The sequence below is a fragment of the Rhizobiaceae bacterium genome, from assembly GCA_023953835.1.
GTDB lineage: Bacteria > Pseudomonadota > Alphaproteobacteria > Rhizobiales > Rhizobiaceae > Mesorhizobium_G.
Window position 1 is genome coordinate 1,881,804 of the sequence record JAMLJB010000001.1, and the last position, 19,776, is coordinate 1,901,579.

Sequence of the window (19,776 nt, forward strand, 5' to 3'; positions counted from 1 at the left end):
CCATGGCAATGTCGCGGATCGTGGCGGCGCTCGGCGCGCTGGCGATACTCGGCGCAGGCATCATATCCGCCTGCGCCGCATCGATCAGCGTTTCACCGACGACGATAAGCCTCATTGCACCGGCCGCCGCTTCCCAGGTCGTTCTCAGGAACGGTGCCAAGGAGCCGGTCTATGTGCAGATTCGCGTGTTCAAATGGTCCCAGGTCGACGGCGTGGAGAAACTCGAACGGACCAAGGCGGTTGTCGCCAGTCCTCCGACGGTCAAGCTGTCTCCGGACGACGAATATGTCGTGCGGGTGGTGAGGCTCTCCAAGACTCCCGTTCGAGGTGAGGAAAGCTATCGATTGTTTGTCGATGAGCTGCCCCAGAAGCTGGAAACGAGGCCGAACAAGATCAATCTCGTCGTGCGGCAATCGATTCCGATATTCTTCACCGAAGACCATGCCGCCGAGCCAAAGGTGGCGTGGAGCCTGTCAAGAGCAGAGGGGCGGACGGTCCTGACTGGACGAAACTCCGGGTCGATGCGCCTGAAGATCACCGACCTCGTGCTGTCCAGCGGAGGCAAGCCGATCCTGAAAACCAATGGACTGGTTGGCTATGTGCTCGGGGGTTCGGCGATGTCGTTTCCGCTGCCGGGGAAAGTCCCGACCGGAACGCTGGACCTCAGCGCAGACAGCAATATGGGGAAAATAAAGTCCTCGGCTTCGCTGAGGGGGAAGTAGGAAGCCGGACAACCGGCATTCGCAAGTGACGGCAGCATCGCCGCCCTGCCGACCGGCCCTGCCATGACACCAGTTCCAATCGTTCGCGTGACCGGAGTTGAAAACCTGCTTCCAGACGGGGACATTCTCCATGCGGAGCGATCAAATCGGCCTTTGGCAGCCGCCGGTGCAACCGCACCGGGAAGGCGGTGGCCGCAGGTGCTGCATTCGCTGTTTGCCGGACTGGCGCTGCTTGCGACGGCTTTGCTGGGATTGCTTGCCGATGTTCATGCGGCAGCGGGACAGGAGCCGTCCGGCGAGCAGGCCACGCCGCCTGCAGCATCGACCGGCGAAGTGAACGAAACCGGCGTGCGCGACCTTTATCTGGAGGTGTTCATCAATGGCAAATCCACGAACCTGATCGGCCATTTCGTCGAGCTGCCAGACGGTGAGCTGGTGGTGGAGCCGGACGAACTGACGGAGGTCGGGATCAAGCCGATGGACACGGCGATCAATGAGGACGGGTTCGTGGTCCTTAGCCGGCTGTCCGCGCTGACTTACCGCATGGATGAGACTAGCCAGAGGCTCGACTTCGAGACCGGCGCCGATGGGCGGGCCACGCATGTCCTCGACCTGAAGGATGACGAGCCAGATAAAAGGCCCGGCGCTGCGTCCAGCTTCGGCTCGGTCGTGAACTATTCGCTTTTCGCCGCCACGAACAATTTGCAGGAGGCGGATGAGACAGGGATTCTTTCCGGCGTGTCGGGGAATTTCGATGCGCGTGTTTTCTCACCCTACGGCGTGCTCGAGAACAGCTTTGTCGCCTCCTATACCGATGGCCCGATGCGCGGCCTCACGCGAGGCGCGACGACATGGAGCTACGCGGACACCAAGCGGGCGGTTTCCTACCGTGCGGGCGACATTGTCTCTGGCGGCCTGTCATGGACGCGTCCGGTCTATCTGGGAGGGGTGCAGGTCGAGAGGAATTTCGGCCTGAGGCCGGACCTCGTCACCTTGCCGATGCCGAGTTTCAAGGGCAGCGCGGCTGTTCCATCCACCATCCAGGTTTTTACGCAGAACGCGATGACCTATTCGGGCTCGCTGGACGAAGGGCCTTTTGAAATCAACAACATGCCGGTCTATGCGGGGGCTGGCGAAGCGCGTGTGATCCTGACGGACAGCCTTGGCCGCGAGACCGAAGCGAGCCTTCCCTTTTTCATTTCGAGCGAGATGCTGGCAAAGGGTTTGTGGGATTTTTCGGCGGAGGTCGGCTTTCCCAAGCGCGATACGGGCCTCGAATCGTTCAACTATGACGGCGACATATACGGCGTGGCCAGCGCCCGATACGGCCTGTCGAACCGCCTCACTCTGGAAGGCCACACGGAAATCGGCCAGAACCTGCTCAACGGCGGTCTGGGCGCGACGTTTCCGCTGTTCCAGTTCGGCTCGATGTCGCTTGCGGGCGCAGGCAGCTACAGCGACGGAGAGGTCGGCACATTGGCGAGCGCAAGCATCGAACTGGCCTACAGGGATTGGAACGTGATGGGCAGGGTGCAGCGCACCTTCGGGTCCTACAAGGACATCGCCTCCCTTACGGCAACCTCGCAGTCGGAGACCTATGGCACCGAGCAGGTGTTCGACAGCCCCGACACGCCGCGAACGGTGATTCAGGCCGCGCTCGGCATTCCGAGCCCGATCGATTTTTCCAGCCTGAGCCTCGCATACACCCAGATCGAGACGGACGATGGAGAGGACAGCCGCATCGTCAGCCTCTCGTCGACCCATCAATTGATGGGCAAATATTCGCTCTATGCATCCGCCTTTGTCGATCTCGACCAGGATGACCAGTTTGGCGTCTATGCGGGTGTGTCCTTCCCCTTGGGCCAGGACATGAATTCGGAGTTCTACATGGAAAGCGGTTCGGACAACACCGACGTCGGCGCCGAGGTTTCGAAGTCCGAAAAGAATGAGATCGGCAGCTATGGTTGGCGCATCAGGGCAGTTCAGGGCGAGAGTGAGGTGCGCGAAGCGACGGGAAGCTATCGTACGCGCTGGGGGCGGGCCGAGGCCGGTATCGATCAGGGCGATGGCCAGATGCGCGCCACCGCCGAGTTTGACGGCGCGGTCGCCATGGTCGGTTCGGACGTCTTTGCGAGCGGTCGCATAGACGATGCGTTCGCAGCCATCGATGTCGGCGCGCCGGGCGTCGAAGTGTTTCATCAGAATCGCCTTGTCGGCAAGTCCGACTATCGCGGCAAAATGCTGGTCCCGGACATGGTGTCGAATGAAAAGAACACCATCGCCATCAATCCCGACGGGCTGCCGATCGATGCCCAAATCTCCGCCACAAAGACCATTGTCGTGCCTGCCTGGAAGAGCGGCGTGCATGTCGATTTCGGTGTGGCCGAGAATGTCGGCGCGGCCATCGTGACGCTGGTGGACGAAGAGGGCAGTCCTTTGGAAGTGGGGCTGGGTGGCCAGCTTGAGGGCGGCGACGACTTCATCATCGGCTATGACGGGCAGGCCTATCTGTCCGGCCTGCACGAGACGAACAGGGTCACGGTGCGTACGGGCTATGAGCAGAGCTGCACCGCGACGTTCGGGTTTACGCCGTCGAAAGACGAACAATCCGCGATTGAGAACGTCGTTTGCAGGTAGGTGCGAAATGAAACTCCCCGGCGTCAACACCTGTCCACTCGTCGCGCGGCTGGTCGCTGCGCTGTTTGCGATCGGTCTGTCGACTGCGTGCGCATCAGCGCAAAGCTGCAACTTCACCTTTCAGGATGTGAATTTCGGTGACGTGACGGATGCGGCGACCGACATCACCTCTTCATTCACGGGAGATTGCACGGGAACGTCGGGGCGAACGATCGTGATATGCCCGAGTATCGGCAGCGGTTCAGGAGGTGTTACGACCGGCAATCCCCGCTTGCTCAAGTCGACCTCGGGGTCGGATACGGTAGACTACCAGCTTTATTCCGATGCGAGCCGGTCGATCATCTGGGGGTCGGCGCTCTGGGGCAACCCGCAACGGCCTCCGATGATATTGGCGACCTTGAACGGCGGCGGATATGCATCGATTTCGCGCACGATCTTTTCACGCTATTTTGCCGGCCAGGCGACGGTGGTTCCTGCAACATACAATTCGAATTTCACGGGGGCCGATGGTCGGATCAACTACAAATATTACAACAATGAGCTCGATTGCAGCGATGTTTCGGGATGGAAGACGGATTCGGATTCATTCAACATCAAGGCGCAGCGTGACCGATACTGCGAAGTTTCCTCGACGGACGTCAATTTCGGGTCGGTGAGCAGCCTCAGCAGCACAATCAACGGGCAGGGCTCTCTGTCGATCAAATGCACGCCGACCACGACATACAGGATAAGGCTTCTGAACGGGCAGAACTACTCGGGCGGCAAGCGGAGAATGCGCCTCAATTCGCAATATGTTCAGTACGAGCTTTACAGTGATGTCCAACGCACATCGCGATGGGGCAACAATGACAGCCAGGACGTGAGCGCGACCGGCACGGGTTTCAATCAGAGCTTTCCGGTCTACGGTCAGGTGCCCGCGCAGACCACGCCGAACTTCGGGACCTATACCGACATCGTCGTCGTCAACGTCATTTATTGAGCCTCGGCCTTGTCGCTGCCGAACAATTGGGCAAGCCATGCGCTCGAAGGATGCTGTGCGCAGAAGGCGAGGATCGCAATGCTGATCGGCACGCCGATGAACGCGCCGAATATGCCCCACACATAGGCCCAGAAGAATACCGAAAACAGCACGATCAGCGGAGACATGGACAGCGCCGAACCCGAAACGCGCGGTTCGACATAGCTGCCGATCACCGACTGGATGAGGTTGAGGCAGATGAACACCCCGGCGACTGACTCCCAATTGTCGAATTGGGTCATGGCGAAGAGCGTCGGTAAAAGCGTCGCGATAAGCGGCCCGAGAAAGGGAATATAGTTCAGCACGAATGCGATGAAGCCCCATTCCTCCGCCAGCGACAGGCCGATCGCACGGGCGAACAACCAGACGAGCAATCCTGTGAGCAGGCTCATGGCGGTGCGCACCAGCATGTAACGAAGGATCTTTTCGGAGGTAAGCCGGCTTCCGGCAAGCAGCACGCCGGCGACCGTCCGGTTTTTCAGGCCCTTGGCGCGCCGCGCGAAAGGCTCGACCTCCATGAGACCCAGCAGGACGTAGACCAGCGTCACGAACCAGAACGTGATGGTCGTGTTCAAGCGTCCGCTGAGGCTCTGTACTGTGCGCAGCATCCATGTCGCGCTGAAATTGTCCGACCACAGGACGGCTACTGCAATGCCGTGCGCCTCCAGCCATAGGCGGATCTGGTCGTAGATCTGCTGGAAGCGCGCCGCGTCGGAGATCAGCCAGCGACCGACCCGTCCGAACGCCCAGGCGACGAGCGAGGCAAAGCCGAGAACGACAAGAACGACGCCAAGAAAGGTAAGCGCCAGAGCGAGCGCCCTTGGCATTGCCTCCTGCATGCGGCGTTGCACGGGCCATGCCAGTGCGATGATGAAAAGCGCGAAGGCGAGCGGCGCGAAAACCGAGCCTGCAATGCGCATAACCGCGACAAACAGGATCGTCGCGATCAGCACCAGCGCCAGTTGGGCGGATTTCATTCCCGCTGCCTGAATCTGCCCCGGATTTTCCCGCATTCAGAGCGTGTTCTTGTGTACGACGCCATCCTTCATGATGACGGCGAAGTTCTTTCCGGGGTCTTCGATGAGCCGGATGTCGTCCAGCGGATTGCCGTCAACGACCAGAAGGTCGGCGAAGGCGTCCTTCTCGATGACGCCCAGCTTGCCGGGGTAGGGATTGCGCAGGTTCGAGAGCGCAAGCAGTTCCCCGTTGACCGATGTCGCCATGCGAAGGGCCTCTGCATTGCTGTACCAGTTGGACAGATGCGTCAGCATGAAGTTCTGGCGCGGGGTCAGGGCAGGCGAGAACAGGACGTCCGACCCCCATGCGGTCTTGATGCCGTATTTCTTGACGAAGCCGTAAACGCGCGGCGTGGCTGCGAAAAGCTGCCGGGCGCGCTCGGCGCTGGGGCCGCTTTGCGCGGCAACATCGTCGTTGCTGAGAAATGGCTGCATGCTCAGCCAGACGTCTTTTTCCGCGATCATGCGCGCGGTTTCCTCGTCCATCAGATGGGCGTGTTCGATGCAGGTGGCTCCAGCCTTCAATGCGCGCTGCACGGTGTTCGGAGCGTAGGCATGAACCGTCACATAGGTATTCCAGTCGCGCGCCACCTCGACGCCTGCGCGGATCTCGTCTTCGCTAAAGGTGGAAATGTCGAGCGGGCTGCGCGGGGACGAAACGCCGCCGCCACCGACCAGCTTGACCTGCGACGCGCCCTGCAGCAATTGCTCGCGAATCCTCATTTTGAGGTCGCCTTCGCTGTCGGCGATGGCCGAACTGCCCATCCTTTCGCTCAGGCTCAACTGTCCGGCGTCGCGGGGGATGTCATATGGCATCCGCAGATCGCCATGCCCGCCGGATGTGGTGATCATCGCGCCTGACGGATAGATGCGCGGCCCCGGGATGATGCCGGTATCGATTGCCTGCTTGAAGGAGAATACCGGGCTGCCGAGGTCGCGTACGGTCGTGAAACCGCGCATCAGCGTGCGCTCGGCCTCGGCGGTGGAGGTCGTGAAAACCAGGCCAAGATCGCCTGTCATCAGAATGTTCAGCGGTACGGCGGCATAGAGCGTATGCCAATGCGCATCGATAAGGCCGGGCATCAGAACGCGGTCGCCGCAATCGATGACACGCGCGTCGGCGGGCGGTTGCGCATTCGTCGTGTCGATCGCGGCGATTCGGCTTCCTTCGATCAGCACCTGCGCGCCCGTTTGCAGCGTGTTGGAAAGGCCATCGAATATGCGCGCATTGGTGAGCGCGATTTTCGACGGCGGTTCCGCCGCCTGCGCGTAGCTGCGCCGCGAGCCTGCCCCGACAGCCGCCGACGCGGCGAGCCCGGCCAGAAAGCTTCTTCGCGAGAATGCGTCGAGGCGTCTTGAAGCTGCCTGCAATTCGGGACTGTGGCATGCACAGCCAAGCCCATGGACGAGATGCTGGTACTTTCCGCCAATTCTCAGCATGGTCGACTCCCTCTCGCATGCATGCCGGATGGTAGCATCGCACACCCCATCCATCCACCGCGAAGGTGCATTGTTCTCCTACGATGCCGAACCGGATTTATTCGCTTCGATCGCTTTCATCGTTTCCGGCACGTCCGAAATCGGAACCGGCTTCGAATACAGAAATCCTTGCGCAAGCTTGCAGCCGAGCTTCAAGAGGAGCGCCGCACTTTCCCGTGTCTCGACGCCTTCCGCCGAGACCTTGATGCCAAGCGCCTTGCCAAGGTCGATGATGGATTTGACCAACTGGGCGTCATCCAGCGATGTGGGCGAGCCGATAACGAACTCCTTGTCGATCTTGATCTTCGTTATCCAGCCGTTCTTGATCGAGGAGAATGTCGAGAAGCCTGTTCCGAAATCGTCGAGCGCGATTGAGACCCCTGCATCCGCAAGGTTTTTCAGCTTGTCGTTCACCCGAGCATAGTCAAGCGAGGATTCCTCGGTGATCTCGATTTCAAACTGCTTTGCGGAAAGCCCCCGGCGCTGCAACTCCTCCAATATCGCCTTCTGCGTATCCGTCGCCTCCAGTTCCAGCGGCGAAAGGTTCATCGCGACCCAGACCTTTGGATAGCCGGTTCTGTCCAGGCGTTCGAGAAGATCGCAACAATTGGCGAAGACCATCTCCGTGATCGAGGGTAGCGAGCCCGTCTCGCGCGCGGCGGCGATGATCTCTGGCGGCGGAATGGGTCCGTGGGTCGGATGAACCCAACGCAGCAGGGCTTCGAAGCCGGCTACGGTGCTGTTCTCCATGTTGACGACGGGCTGGAACCAGGCCGTGAGATGTTTCGAGGCGATTGCGCTCGGGATTTCCCGCTGGATGTCCTGGCGGCGCTCAAGCTCGCCACGCAGCTTCTCGTCGAATATGTAAAAGGCATTCGTGCCGCGCGCCTTTGCAGCATAAAGCGCGACATCCGCATGCAGCAGCATCGATCTCAGGTCGAGGTCCCCTGTCTTGTAAACACCGATGCAGGCCCCGATGCGGGAGGCCGGGGCCTGGGGAAAGGGGTTCGTCAGCGACCCGATCAGGTTCTGAAGCTCGCTATCGCCGATATCTGTGCCTTCACCGATCTTGTGAACCACTGCAAATTCGTCGCCGCCAACGCGTGCGATGATGGCGTTGGACGGCGCCCAGCGCGATATCCTGCGGGCGACATCGACCAGAATCTGGTCTCCGATCCAATGTCCATAGATGTCATTGATCGCTTTGAAACCATCGAGATCGATCGCCAGTACCGCAACGGTTGCTCCATCGTTGCGAATAGTCGTGAGTGCGTGTTCGAAACCTCGTCGGTTCAGGAGGCCGGTCAGCGGGTCCTCGCGGGAGCTTCGTTCCATGTCCTGCGCGAAAAGCTCCGCTTTTCGCCTCAGGCGACTCAGTTCCAGAAAGCGCTCCTCCGTCGTGTTCGCGCTGCGAAAGAGCCCAAGGAAGAAGAGACAGACCGCGAAAGCGAGTGCGCAACTTTCAAACGTTCCGCGCCAGACGAGCGCACTCGCGGAAATGACAAGGGGCGGGGCGATGAAGTTGACCGACAGGGAGGCGCATGACCCCCCATAGGTCACCGCGCCCGCACAGATGCCGGCGAGAATGATGATGTGGAAGGTTGAGCCGGGCTGCGTGAAACCATTGGTGAGCACGGCGAGATAGGACCAGCAGAAACCGGAAATCAGCGCCAGCACTTTCAGTTGGTCAAGCTGGCGATGCGGCCTTGTTCCGATAGGTCCCGACGCGAGCGCGAGGCGCGCGCCGTTCACGAGATTGACGCAGGTGAACCAGAGCAGCGAATTCCAGCCGTGGCCCGTTCTGTGCTCCATGGACAGAATGAGGAGCGACAGGGCGGCACTGATCGGCATGGATATCCAAAGCCCGGATCGGGCTTCGGCCAGTTGATCCTCGACGATCTGCGTTTCGAGGATTTCCGACTGGGGCGTGGCGTTCTCCAGAGAGATGGGACGGCTTTTTGCCAGAACCTGTGCTGGACCGTTGTCCGGCCCGGTCACGGCTTTTCAAAGCCTTCTTCAACTCCCGGGGTGAACGTAGCCCTTCCAATAACTGCTTGCAGGGTCATTGCTTTTTGCCAGTCTCAACAAAAATGGCCCATGCATGAATGGGCTGCACTCCGCGTCACGACCGTGCAAAGTGATCGACCCCGGTTTCGTTTCGGTAAACGCATATGCAGTATTATGCGCATGGTGAAGCGCACCTTACATTCAGTGCGCCTTCCAAACCATGCTGTTGCCGAACGCCGCGAGGCTGCGTTTCAGAATTGTGGCTTCCCGGATAATTGAGGACCTGTTCGGACCGACGAGTTCTATTATTTCCCGTATTTCCTTCTCGCTGAGCCCGGTGCTCTCGGCGAGGTCCGTTACCTGATCCCGGTCTATCGATGTGGACATGGCGTGCCCTCCTCGATCTCTGACATCGGAGTGTAATTCGCGAGCCAAGAAATCGTTGCATCCCTTCTCGGGCAGGATGCACGGTTGCTCCGTCCCCGCCATTTGTCGGCGGCACGTACGCCATCTCCGCCGACATACCGGACTCGTGGATCGTCCTAGAAGCTGCGCTCGATGCGCAGCATTCCGCCAAGGCCGTCGCCGCCCGGTTCATTGTGGCCAGCGCCGTCCGCAAGGTCGAGATCGGAATAGGTGACTTCAGGAATGATGTGCAGGTCCTTGACCAGCTCATAGTCGACATCCGCGACGAGCGCCCATTGTGCGTCGCCGATATAGTCGCCGCCGTCGGTATAGGAGCCCTGGAAGTTGAAGCTTGCCTTGTCGGTGAACTGGTAAGTGCCGCCGACCCAGGCTGCCCAGTCGCCCGCCCAGGTCTTGTAGTTGTTGAAATTGCCATAGTCGCCAAGGCTGTCGTCCGTGGAACCCCACGCGGCCATGGCAAAGACCGAGAACTGCTCGTTTATGGTGATATCGAGACGGCCCTTTATGGCGACTTCTTCGATGACGCTGTCATAGCCGCCGGTCAGGCTCACTCCGCCCCAGTCGCCCGTATATTTCGCGGCGGCGACCACATGCGGCATGTAGCTGTCGATTTCATAGTCGGAGCCGGCCTCGCCGGTTTCGAGCGAAAGGATCGCGCTGAACCCGTTCCCCGCATCGTAGGTGTAGCTGACGAGGTTGGTTTCGAACGGCCCATAGGGGATGATGTCGTCGGCGATTATGCTGCCGGCATAATCGGAGAAGGTTCCGAAAGCGGATTCATCCTTGCCGACCCGGAAGCCGCCGAGCTGGATCCACATGAAGTAGGCCTCGACGCTCGTTCCTTCACCGTTCACATAGTTGAACTTGGTCTCGGTATAGGTCGAAAGCGTGCCGAGTTCCGTTTCGGTTCCGGTCCATGTCTGGAAGGAAAACCGGCCTTCCTTGTAGTAGGTGTCGTTCGTGCCGCCGTCGGTATGATCGATGGTCTGACGGCCTCCATAGGGGCCGTCGCCCACGCCGATATCGTAGCGGACATAGCCGCCGATGCGCAGGCAGGTTTCCGTTCCGGGAATGTAGAAATAGCCGGTGCCGTATGTGTCGCAAACGCGCACATATTCCATCGGTTCAGGTTCGGCCACGACTTCAACCGCGTCGGCGGCAAACGCCGCCGGCATGGCTGCAAAGGCTGCGGCAGATCCCAAAAGCACGGCCCGAATATTCATGTCCCACCTCAAGCTCACATAAGCGTGATCAAAGCTATGCGCCTTAAACTGGACTTCGACAATAAGGTTTTATCCCGGTCGAATTGAATGGTCCGCGCCGTTGCCGAATCACAACAGGCGCGTCCCTTCAGGCGTGGGCGGGCACTGCCGAGTGGCCGTCTTCCACCGGCTTGTGCTCATGCTTGTGCGCGAGGAAGGTGTAGAACATCGGCACCACGAACAGCGTGAACATCGTGCCGATCAGGATGCCGGTGAAAATCACCAGACCCATCGAATAGCGCGAAGCCGCGCCCGCGCCTGCCGCCGTTATCAGCGGCACGACACCCAGCGCCATGGCGGCTGTGGTCATCAGGATCGGGCGGAGGCGGACGCGGCCCGAAGCGATGATCGCTTCGCGGATCGACAGGCCGTGCTCCTCCTGCTGCTGGTTGGCAAACTCCACCAGAAGAATGCCGTGTTTCGTTATGAGGCCGATCAGCGTGATCAGGCCGACCTGTGTGTAGATGTTCAAGGTGCCGAGACCGATGTTGAGCGGCAGCACCGCACCGAAGATCGACAGCGGCACCGCCATCATGATGATGAGCGGATCGCGGAAGCTCTCGAACTGCGCCGCAAGCACCAGGTAGATCACGATCACGGCCATGATGAAGGCGATCAGGATCGTGTTGCCCTGCTCTTTCTCCAGTCGCGACTGGCCGGAATAGTCTATGAAGAACCCTTCCGGCATCGTCTCCTGCGCGATCCGTTCCAGTTCCGCAAGGCCGTCGCCGGTCGTCACGCCCGGCAGCGGCAAAGCCGAGATTGTGGCCGAGTTCAACTGGTTGAACTGCTCGATGGCGGCAGGTGAAGCGTTGGTCGTTATGTGGACGACAGCGGACAGCGGCACCATCTCGCCGGTTTCACTGCGCACGAACAGGTCGCCAAGCTTGCTCGGATTGTTCCGGTATTCCTGCGGCATCTGCATGATGACGTCGTAGCTGTCGGAATCGCGGTCGAACTTCGAGATTTCCCCATCACCGACCAGAAGGCTCATCGTCCGGCCAATGTCCGCAATGGGAATGTTCAGCGCCGCCGCGCGATCGCGGTCGATCGTTACCGTGACCTGCGGCGTGTCGTAGGACATCGAGTTCTGGACCACGATAAAGCGTCCGGTCGCCTGCGCCTTCTGCTTGATCTCGTCGGCGACCTCGAAAACGCGCGAGGCATCGCCTGTGGTGCGCACCACCATGGTGATCGGCAGGCCGCCGCCGGAGCCGGGCAGGGTGGGCGGCGCAAAGACGAATGCCTCGACGCCTGCGACCTTGGAGATACGGCCCTGTATGTCGGCCTGCAACTCCTTCGATGAGCGTTCGCGGTCGGCCCAGTCCTTGAAGGCGAAGCCGACAAAGGCCTGGTTTGTCGCGCCGCTGGCGAACGCTACGACGGAGAAGATCGCGCGGGTTTCGGGAATGTCCTGCACCAGCTCGGTCATCTGCTTCACATAGGTTTCGGTATAGTCCGAGGTCGCGTAGTTCGGCGCGGTCACCAGCGTCAGCAGGAACCCCTGATCCTCTTCCGGCGCCAGTTCGGTCGAGGTCTTCATGAACATGAAGCCGGTGACGCCGATCAGCGCCAGAACCATCAGCAGCATGACCGGGCGCATGTTCAACGAGCCTGTGACCATGCGTTCATAAACGCGCTCGACCCGCTCGAAGCTGTTGTCCACGAATCGCTGGAAACGTCCCGGCTGGCCCTCCTTCAGGATGCGTGCGGCCATCATCGGCGTCACCGTCAGCGCGATGATGCCGGACAGGACGACCGCGCCTGCGAGCGTGAACGCGAACTCGCGGAACAGTGCGCCGGTCAGGCCGCCGATGAAGGCGAGCGGCGCGAAAACGGCGGCAAGGGTGATGGTCATGGCAACGACGGGCGCTGCGATCTCGCGCATGCCGCTGAACGCCGCCTGCAGCGGCGTCATGTGGTCCTGTTCCATATGGCGATGGATGTTTTCGACCACGACGATTGCGTCGTCCACGACAAGGCCGATGGCGAGCACCATTGCCAGAAGCGACAGCAGGTTGATCGAATAGCCCATGAAGTAGAGCACGAAACAGACACCGACCAGCGACAGCGGGATGGTGATGATCGGCATCAGGACCGAACGGAAGGAACCCAGGAACAGCAGGATCACGACGACGACGATGGCGACGGCCTCGCCGATGGTCTTGAACACCTCCTCGATGGAGGCGCTGATCTGCTCGGTCGAGTCGTAGACGACTTCCATCGACATGCCCTGCGGCAATGTCCGCTGGATGGCCCCGACTTCCTTCGTGACTTCTTCCGCGACGCTCAGCGGATTGGCCGCCGGCGTCGGGAAGATGCCGAGGAAGATGCCGGGCTTGCCGTTGAAACTGACGCGCGCGTCCGTATTCTCGGCTGCCAGTTCCACCTTCGCGACGTCACCCAGCCTGACGACGTTGCCGTCTGTCGTGCGCAGGGGCAGCGCGGCAAAGCCTTCCGGCGTCTGCAGCGTCGATTTCACCGTAATGGTGTGCACCACATATTCGTTCTGGGTGCTGCCGGGCGCCGAGAGGAAGTTGGCATTGGCGATGGCGGCGAGCACTTCCGTCGCGGTCAGGCCGCGCGCCGCGAGCGCGACCGGATTGACCCGCACGCGCATCGAATAGTCGGCCGCGCCGAGTATCTGGGCGTCGGCGACGCCTTCGACCGTGGACATGCGGGGCCGGATAACGCGCTCGATATATTCGGTTACCTGCTCCGGCGTCATATTGGGGTTCTGGAGCGTGATGTACATGAGCGCGAACTGGTCGCCCGTGCCCTTCACGATCACCGGGTCCTGCGCATCCTCGGGCAACTGGCCGCGAACGCCCTGCACCTTCGAGAGCACTTCAGTGACCGCGACATCCGGGTTGGAGCCGAGCTTCATCTGCACGGTCACGACGCTCACCGAGGATCGGCTGGAAGAGGTCACGTAGTCCACATTCTCGGTGGACGACACGGCGCGCGCGATGGGCGCGGTGATGAAACCCTGCACCAAATCCGCGCTTGCGCCCGGATAGCTGGTTGTGATCGTCACCACCGTTTCGTCCACCTTGGGATACTGGCGGATCGGAAGCTGGACGATCGCCTGCAAACCCAGCAGCATGATCATCAGCGCCAGCACGGTGGTGAACACCGGGCGGCGAATGAAGAAATCTGAAAAGTTCATTGCGGCTGGCCCCTGGTGCCGAGGGTGATTGTGTTGTCGATCTTAACGGGCGAGCCGTTGGACAGGCGGTTCTGGCCTGCCGTGACGACCATGTCTCCGACTTTAAGGCCGGACACGACCTCGATAGACCCTTCTGAACGGCGGCCCGTCCTGACGAATACCTGTGCCGCGACGAGCTTCGGCTCCTGCGGCTTGGCGTCCCCGGACTGCGGCGTTTCCGGCTTGGCGACTTCGGCCGCGGTCGCCGCGCCCTGTGCCGGCGCGGGTGCGTCTTCCTTCTGCGCGTCGGCCGGGCGCACGACATAGGCATAGTCGCCATAGAGACTGGTCACGACGACCGTCTGACCGACGGCGATCACGTTTGGAACCTCGTCGAGTTGCACGCGCACCTGCACGAACTGGCCGGGGGTGAGCCTGCCCTGCGGGTTCGACACCTGTGCCCGCACGGAAACGAGCCGGTTGGCCGGGTCTACGCGCGGGTCGATGCCGGTGATCGTTCCGGTGAACGACAATTCGCCTTCGCGTGGCCCGAGCCGGAGCGCCTGGCCAATCTTGAGTTCGGACAGGTGCTGTTCGGGAAGGGTGAAATCGACGCGCATGGTTTCGAGGTCCTGGAGCGTGACCACGGTCGTTCCCGGCTCGAGATACTGGCCGTCATCGATGCGCGGGATGCCGACTGTGCCCGAAAACGGTGCGCGAAGCTGCTTCTGGTCGAGCACGGCCTGCATCCTGTTGACCTGAGCCTCCGAACTCACCGATGCGGCGCGGGCTTCGTCCAGCGTCGATTGCGAACCTACGCCCCGGCGTTGCAGTTCAAGCGCGCGATCCAGAGCCAGCCTGTTGTTGGCGGCGGTCGCTTTGCCGGCTTCGAGATCGGCGCGTTCCACCGCATCATCGAGCTGGACGAGAACCTGTCCGGCCTCCACCTTGTCGTTGGCCTTGAACAGGATGTCCTTGACGATGCCCATCGTTTCGACCGACAGGTTCACGCCCTGGTTGGCTGCGACCGTTCCGAGTGCCTCCAGCTCGGGCGTCCAGCTTGTTTCCTTCACCTCCTCGGTGGAAACGGTGATTTCAGGGCGCGGCATATTCGCGAAATAGGCCGCGATGCCTTTGTCGCGCATGAAATTGAAACCCACCACGCCGACAACGATAACGGCGACAAGCAGGAGCAGCAGGGCTGCAATAAGGAAACGCTTCACGATGACCTCACCGAGGTTTGTATTCTATGGATAGGTGTTGGGCAGGACCGAAAGGTCGGTGATATAAACCCATAGTCTGTAAAAGGCAATCATTACTGTACCGTCTGGACGGTACTGCTGACATGATGTAAATTGGCATCATGTTGCCAATGATCTGCCAGCGGAAAATCCCGGCCCGCGACAAGATTCTCGCCGCTGCGGTCGAAATATCGCACGAAAACGGTGCCGCGAACCTTTCGCTCGACGCGGTTGCGGCGCGCGCCGGAGTGTCCAAGGGCGGGCTGCTCTACCATTTCCCGACAAAGGCCGCGCTCATGCGGGCGATGGTCGAGACATTCGTTGCGCGCGTCGAGGCCGACCTTGATGAAACCGTGAAGAACGGCGGCAATCTCCTGTCCGCCTTCGTGCGAATCACCAGTGAGGAATGTGCAAAGCCCGTGCCGGGAGCCGCCGGGGTGCTGGCCGCGATTGCCGAGGACCCGGACTTTCTCAAGCCGGTCAAGGTTTTTCAGCGGCGTTTGCTGGATCGCCTGCAATCGATTTCGGCCGATGCAGATGAGGTGCTGGTCATCTATCTCGCACTGGAGGGCCTGCGAAGCCTGCGCCTGTTCGATCTCGACGTGCTGACCGAAGAAGAGCAGCAGCGTGCGCTCGATGCGATCACGAACCGGGCCGACAATTGCGTCCCCGGATGAATGCCTGCCGTGCGGGCGAAATGCCGCTGGTGATGGACCCCGTCTTGCTCTTGCACAGAGTGTGAATCTCTGTAACGTTCGGTGAAGCGTGTTGCCCGTCTGACGGAAGCTGCGTTTGCAGGACAGGACATTGATATTTCCGTCTTTGCTGAAATTTAGAGCGTCATTTCGGGCAACCGCCAGAAGTTGGAACAAAGTTGCGAGCCAAAATCACGATCCGCTCGATAGGGTAACGTGGTTTCACAGGAGGCAATTCGATGTTCAAGAGACGCAGCATTCTCATCTCCGCCGCAATAGCCAGCGCCGTCCAGTTCGGGGGCTTGGGAATGGCCTTCGCGGACACCACCATCCTCAACGTGTCCTATGACCCGACGCGTGAGCTCTACAAGGAATTCAACGCGGCCTTCGCAGCAAAATGGAAGGCGGAAACCGGGGAAACCGTGACCATTCAGGCGTCGCATGGCGGTTCGGGCAAGCAGGCCCGCGCGGTCATCGACGGCCTCGACGCCGATGTCGTGACGCTTGCGCTGGAAAGCGATATCGACGCCATCGTCAAGAACACGGGCAAGATTCCCGCCGACTGGCGCAGCCGGCTGCCCAACAATTCCGCCCCTTACACGTCCACCATCGTGTTCCTGGTGCGCAAGGGCAACCCGAAGGGCGTTCACGACTGGGGCGATCTCGTGAAGGAAGGTGTTGAAATCATCACGCCCAATCCCAAGACATCGGGCGGCGCGCGCTGGAACTATCTCGCGGCCTGGGCCTGGGCCTACAAGCAATATGGCGGCGACGAGGAAAAGATCAGGGCCTATATCGCCGAACTGTTCAAGCACGTTCCCGTCCTCGACACGGGAGCGCGGGGCTCGCTCACGACCTTCGCACAGCGGCAACTGGGCGACGTGCTTCTCGCATGGGAGAACGAGGCCGCGCTCGCCGGAGCCGAGTTCGGAGCGGATCAGTTCGACATCGTCGTTCCTCCGTCATCGATCCTGGCCGAGCCTCCGGTCGCGCTGGTCGATGGCAATGTCGACGCGAAGGGGACCCGCAAGGTCGCGCAGGCCTATCTCGAATATCTCTATTCGGAAGAGGGCCAGAAGATCGCCGCCAAGCACTTTTACCGCCCGTCCAATCCTTCGGTCGTCCCGGCGGAGGAACTTCAGAAACTGCCGAAGCTCGATCTCATCTCGATCGACGACCCGATCTTCGGCGGCTGGGCCAAGGCGCAACCCTATCATTTCGGGGATGGCGGCACTTTCGATCAACTCTACAAGCCGACCAACTAGCCTATGAGCATCGCTGCCGGCACATGGCGATTTCGGCAGCCGAGCGTCGTCCCGGGTTTCGGGCCGGCGCTTGGCTTCACGATAGCCTATCTCAGCCTCATCGTCCTTATACCTCTGAGCGGCGTGGCGCTCAGGGCCGCCTCGCTGGGGTGGACCGGTTTCTGGTCGCTTGTCCTCGACGAACGGACATTGCGGGCGCTTGAAATATCGTTTGGAGCGTCGCTGGTCGCGGCCATCGTCAACGTCGTGTTCGGCACGCTGGTGGCATGGGTGCTGGTGCGCTATCGCTTCCCGGGGCGGCGGCTCATCGACGCCGCCGTCGACCTGCCCTTCGCGCTGCCGACGGCGGTTGCGGGCATATCGCTGGCCGCGATCTACGCGCCCAACGGCTGGATCGGCGGCCTGCTTGCCCCGCTCGGCATCAAGGTTGCCTTCACGCCGCTTGGCATCGTCGTGGCGCTCATCTTCGTCGGGCTGCCCTTCGTCGTGCGAACCGTTCAACCGGTGATGGAGGAGATCGACCGGGACGTCGAGGAAGCGGCGGCGACGCTCGGCGCGAATCGTTTCCAGACGGTGTTCCGGGTCATCCTGCCGGGCCTTGCGCCCGCCATCCTGACCGGCTTTGCGCTTTCCTTCGCGCGCGCGGTCGGTGAATACGGGTCCGTCATCTTCATCGCGGGCAATATTCCCTATGTCTCGGAAATCGCGCCCCTGCTGATCGTCATCCGGCTGGAGGAGTTCAACTATGCCGGGGCGACGGCGATCGCCGCGATCATGCTCTTGATTTCCTTCGTCATGCTGTTCGCGATCAACCTGATCCAGACCTGGAGCCGGCGGAGGTATGGCTATGGTGCTTGAGGCGACCGACCGCATGGCGGATGTCGAGGATACGTCCTTGCGTGGAAAGCCGACCGCGCGGCGGCGCGGCGGCAAGCGGCCCGATCCGGTCAGCGAAAGCATCGGCGTCAGGACCGCACTGACCGCGCTGGCGCTTGCTTTTCTTGCGCTCGTCCTGCTCCTGCCGCTGGTCGCCGTGTTCGCGGAGGCTTTTCGGAAGGGCCCGCAAGAGTTCTTCCTGTCGCTCAACGATCCCGATACTTTCGCCGCGATCCGGCTGACCCTGACCGTGGCTGCAATCGCCGTGCCGCTCAATCTCGTTTTCGGCGTCGTTGCGGCGTGGGCCATCGCCAAGTTCGAATTCAAGGGCAAGGCATTCCTCACCACGCTGATCGACCTGCCGTTTTCGGTTTCCCCGGTCATTTCCGGTCTGGTCTACGTGCTGTTGTTCAGTTCCAGCAGCGTGCTCGGACCATGGCTCAAGAGCCACGGCATCGAAATCCTGTTCGCGCTTCCGGGCATCGTCCTGGCAACGATTTTCGTCACTTTTCCCTTCGTCGCGCGCGAACTGATTCCGCTGATGCAGGAGCAGGGCACGAGTGAGGAAGAAGCCGCGCTTTCGCTGGGCGCTTCCGGCTGGCAGACCTTCTGGTATGTCACGCTTCCGAACATCAAATGGGGGCTGCTCTACGGCGTTCTTTTGTGCAACGCCCGGGCCATGGGTGAGTTCGGCGCCGTGTCGGTGGTTTCCGGCCACATTCGCGGCCTGACCAACACCATGCCGCTGCATGTCGAAATCCTCTACAACGAGTACAATTTCGTGGCCGCCTTCGCCGTCGCCACGCTGCTTGCAGGGCTGGCGCTTGTCACGCTCGTGCTGAAATCCATCCTCGAATATCGCTATGGCGACGAGATCGCCGCTGCGAAGAAGCATTAGGACCGCACAATGGACGTATCGATCCGCAATGTCCGCAAGGAGTTCGACCGGTTTCCGGCGCTGCACAACGTGTCGCTCGATATCCGCTCCGGCGAATTGATCGCCCTGCTCGGCCCCTCCGGCTCGGGCAAGACCACGCTGCTGCGGCTCATTGCGGGGCTGGAGACGCCGACCGAAGGGTCGATCTATTTCGGCAAGGAAGATGCCTCGCTCAAAAGCGTGCAGGAGCGCAATGTCGGCTTCGTGTTCCAGCACTACGCCCTGTTTCGGCACATGACCGTCGCCCAGAACATCGGCTTCGGCCTCAAGGTCCGCAAGGGTCCGATCCGGCCTTCCAATGAGGACATTCGCAAGCGCGCGCTCGAACTGCTCGACCTCGTGCAGCTTTCGGGCCTCGAGAATCGCTATCCGAACCAGTTGTCCGGCGGGCAGAGGCAGCGCGTCGCGCTGGCCCGCGCCATGGCAATCGAGCCGCGCGTGCTTTTGCTCGACGAGCCGTTCGGCGCGCTCGATGCGCAGGTGCGCCGCGAACTGCGCCGCTGGCTGCGCGAGATCCATGACGCGACCGGCCATACGACCGTGTTCGTGACGCACGATCAGGAGGAAGCGCTGGAACTGGCCGACCGTGTCGTGGTCATGAGCCAGGGACGCATCGAGCAGGTCGGGACCGCCGACGATGCCTATGACCGGCCCAACTCGCCCTTCGTCTACGGTTTCATCGGCGACTCCTCGGCGCTGCCTGTGCGTATCGAAAACGGGCAGGTATGGCTGGCCGACAGGACCGTCGGCCTGACCGTCGAGGATGTGCCCGATGGAGACGCCGCACTTTATTTCCGGCCCCATGACGTGACGCTTCTGGACGGCTGCGGCGGCTGCATTGCAGGCACGGTGGCGGCCAGCAGGCGCGTTGCGGGAACGCGGCGCGTCGAATTGCAGATCGGCGGCGCGCAGCACCTCGTGGAGATCGAACTGCCGATTGAGCATCCGGCGGCGGAACGTTCGCGGATCGCCTTTCGGCCCAATCGATGGAAGGTGTTCCCGGTCGCGGAGAGCCGAGCGGCCTGAAGAAACCGCTGGCGGATTGCG

At 61.1% G+C, this 19,776-nt stretch carries 15 protein-coding genes; 8 read left to right on the plus strand and 7 right to left on the minus strand.

The window, feature by feature from the left end; all coding sequences use genetic code 11:
• The first annotated feature begins 8 nt into the window (after positions 1 to 8).
• The 3 genes from M9924_08825 (at position 9) to M9924_08835 (ending at position 4,338) form a co-directional block, all read left to right on the plus strand.
• Entirely contained in the window at positions 9 to 722 is a 714-nt protein-coding gene (locus tag M9924_08825) for a molecular chaperone (protein ID MCO5064511.1), read from the plus strand.
• Positions 723 to 785: 63 nt separating this feature from the next.
• Entirely contained in the window at positions 786 to 3,359 is a 2,574-nt protein-coding gene (locus M9924_08830; protein MCO5064512.1) for a fimbria/pilus outer membrane usher protein, read from the plus strand.
• Positions 3,360 to 3,366: 7 nt separating this feature from the next.
• Positions 3,367 to 4,338, plus strand: coding sequence for a spore coat U domain-containing protein (locus M9924_08835; GenBank protein MCO5064513.1), 972 nt, complete (start codon positions 3,367 to 3,369; stop codon positions 4,336 to 4,338).
• Here M9924_08835 and M9924_08840 read toward each other — a convergent pair.
• The 7 genes from M9924_08840 to M9924_08870 all read right to left on the minus strand — a co-directional run bounded on the left by M9924_08840 (position 4,332) and on the right by M9924_08870 (position 14,941).
• Positions 4,332 to 5,354, minus strand: a complete 1,023-nt coding sequence (locus tag M9924_08840) for an AI-2E family transporter (GenBank protein MCO5064514.1) — start codon at positions 5,352 to 5,354, stop codon at positions 4,332 to 4,334. The genes M9924_08835 and M9924_08840 overlap by 7 nt on opposite strands.
• Positions 5,355 to 5,390: 36 nt before the next feature.
• Positions 5,391 to 6,833, minus strand: a complete 1,443-nt coding sequence (locus tag M9924_08845; GenBank protein MCO5064515.1) for an amidohydrolase family protein — start codon at positions 6,831 to 6,833, stop codon at positions 5,391 to 5,393.
• A gap of 78 nt (positions 6,834 to 6,911) precedes the next feature.
• A complete protein-coding gene (locus tag M9924_08850) occupies positions 6,912 to 8,870 on the minus strand; it encodes an EAL domain-containing protein (GenBank protein ID MCO5064516.1) in 1,959 nt (652 codons plus the stop codon).
• A 210-nt stretch (positions 8,871 to 9,080) separates the two neighbouring features.
• Complete coding sequence (locus M9924_08855; protein ID MCO5064517.1) at positions 9,081 to 9,266, minus strand: hypothetical protein; 186 nt, start codon at positions 9,264 to 9,266, stop codon at positions 9,081 to 9,083.
• 155 nt (positions 9,267 to 9,421) lie between these two features.
• Positions 9,422 to 10,528 (minus strand): porin, encoded by a 1,107-nt coding sequence (locus M9924_08860; GenBank protein MCO5064518.1) that lies wholly within the window; start codon positions 10,526 to 10,528, stop codon positions 9,422 to 9,424.
• A gap of 127 nt (positions 10,529 to 10,655) precedes the next feature.
• Positions 10,656 to 13,736, minus strand: a complete 3,081-nt coding sequence (locus M9924_08865) for an efflux RND transporter permease subunit (GenBank protein ID MCO5064519.1) — start codon at positions 13,734 to 13,736, stop codon at positions 10,656 to 10,658.
• Entirely contained in the window at positions 13,733 to 14,941 is a 1,209-nt protein-coding gene (locus M9924_08870; GenBank protein ID MCO5064520.1) for an efflux RND transporter periplasmic adaptor subunit, read from the minus strand. Before M9924_08870 ends, M9924_08865 begins: the two co-directional genes overlap by 4 nt.
• A gap of 146 nt (positions 14,942 to 15,087) precedes the next feature.
• On the opposite strand from M9924_08870, the gene M9924_08875 reads away from it, so the two are divergent.
• The 5 genes from M9924_08875 to M9924_08895 all read left to right on the plus strand — a co-directional run bounded on the left by M9924_08875 (position 15,088) and on the right by M9924_08895 (position 19,755).
• The gene (locus tag M9924_08875; GenBank protein ID MCO5064521.1) at positions 15,088 to 15,633 is read left to right on the plus strand and encodes a TetR/AcrR family transcriptional regulator; all 546 of its coding nucleotides are present in this window, start codon (positions 15,088 to 15,090) and stop codon (positions 15,631 to 15,633) included.
• A gap of 257 nt (positions 15,634 to 15,890) precedes the next feature.
• Entirely contained in the window at positions 15,891 to 16,916 is a 1,026-nt protein-coding gene (locus tag M9924_08880; GenBank protein MCO5064522.1) for a sulfate ABC transporter substrate-binding protein, read from the plus strand.
• A 3-nt stretch (positions 16,917 to 16,919) separates the two neighbouring features.
• A complete protein-coding gene (gene cysT / locus M9924_08885; GenBank protein ID MCO5064523.1) occupies positions 16,920 to 17,774 on the plus strand; it encodes a sulfate ABC transporter permease subunit CysT in 855 nt (284 codons plus the stop codon).
• On the plus strand, positions 17,758 to 18,690 hold the full coding sequence (gene cysW, locus M9924_08890; GenBank protein ID MCO5064524.1) for a sulfate ABC transporter permease subunit CysW: 933 nt from the start codon (positions 17,758 to 17,760) through the stop codon (positions 18,688 to 18,690). The genes cysT and cysW overlap by 17 nt, the downstream gene beginning before the upstream one ends.
• A gap of 9 nt (positions 18,691 to 18,699) precedes the next feature.
• Complete coding sequence (locus tag M9924_08895; GenBank protein ID MCO5064525.1) at positions 18,700 to 19,755, plus strand: sulfate/molybdate ABC transporter ATP-binding protein; 1,056 nt, start codon at positions 18,700 to 18,702, stop codon at positions 19,753 to 19,755.
• Positions 19,756 to 19,776: the final 21 nt, after the last annotated feature.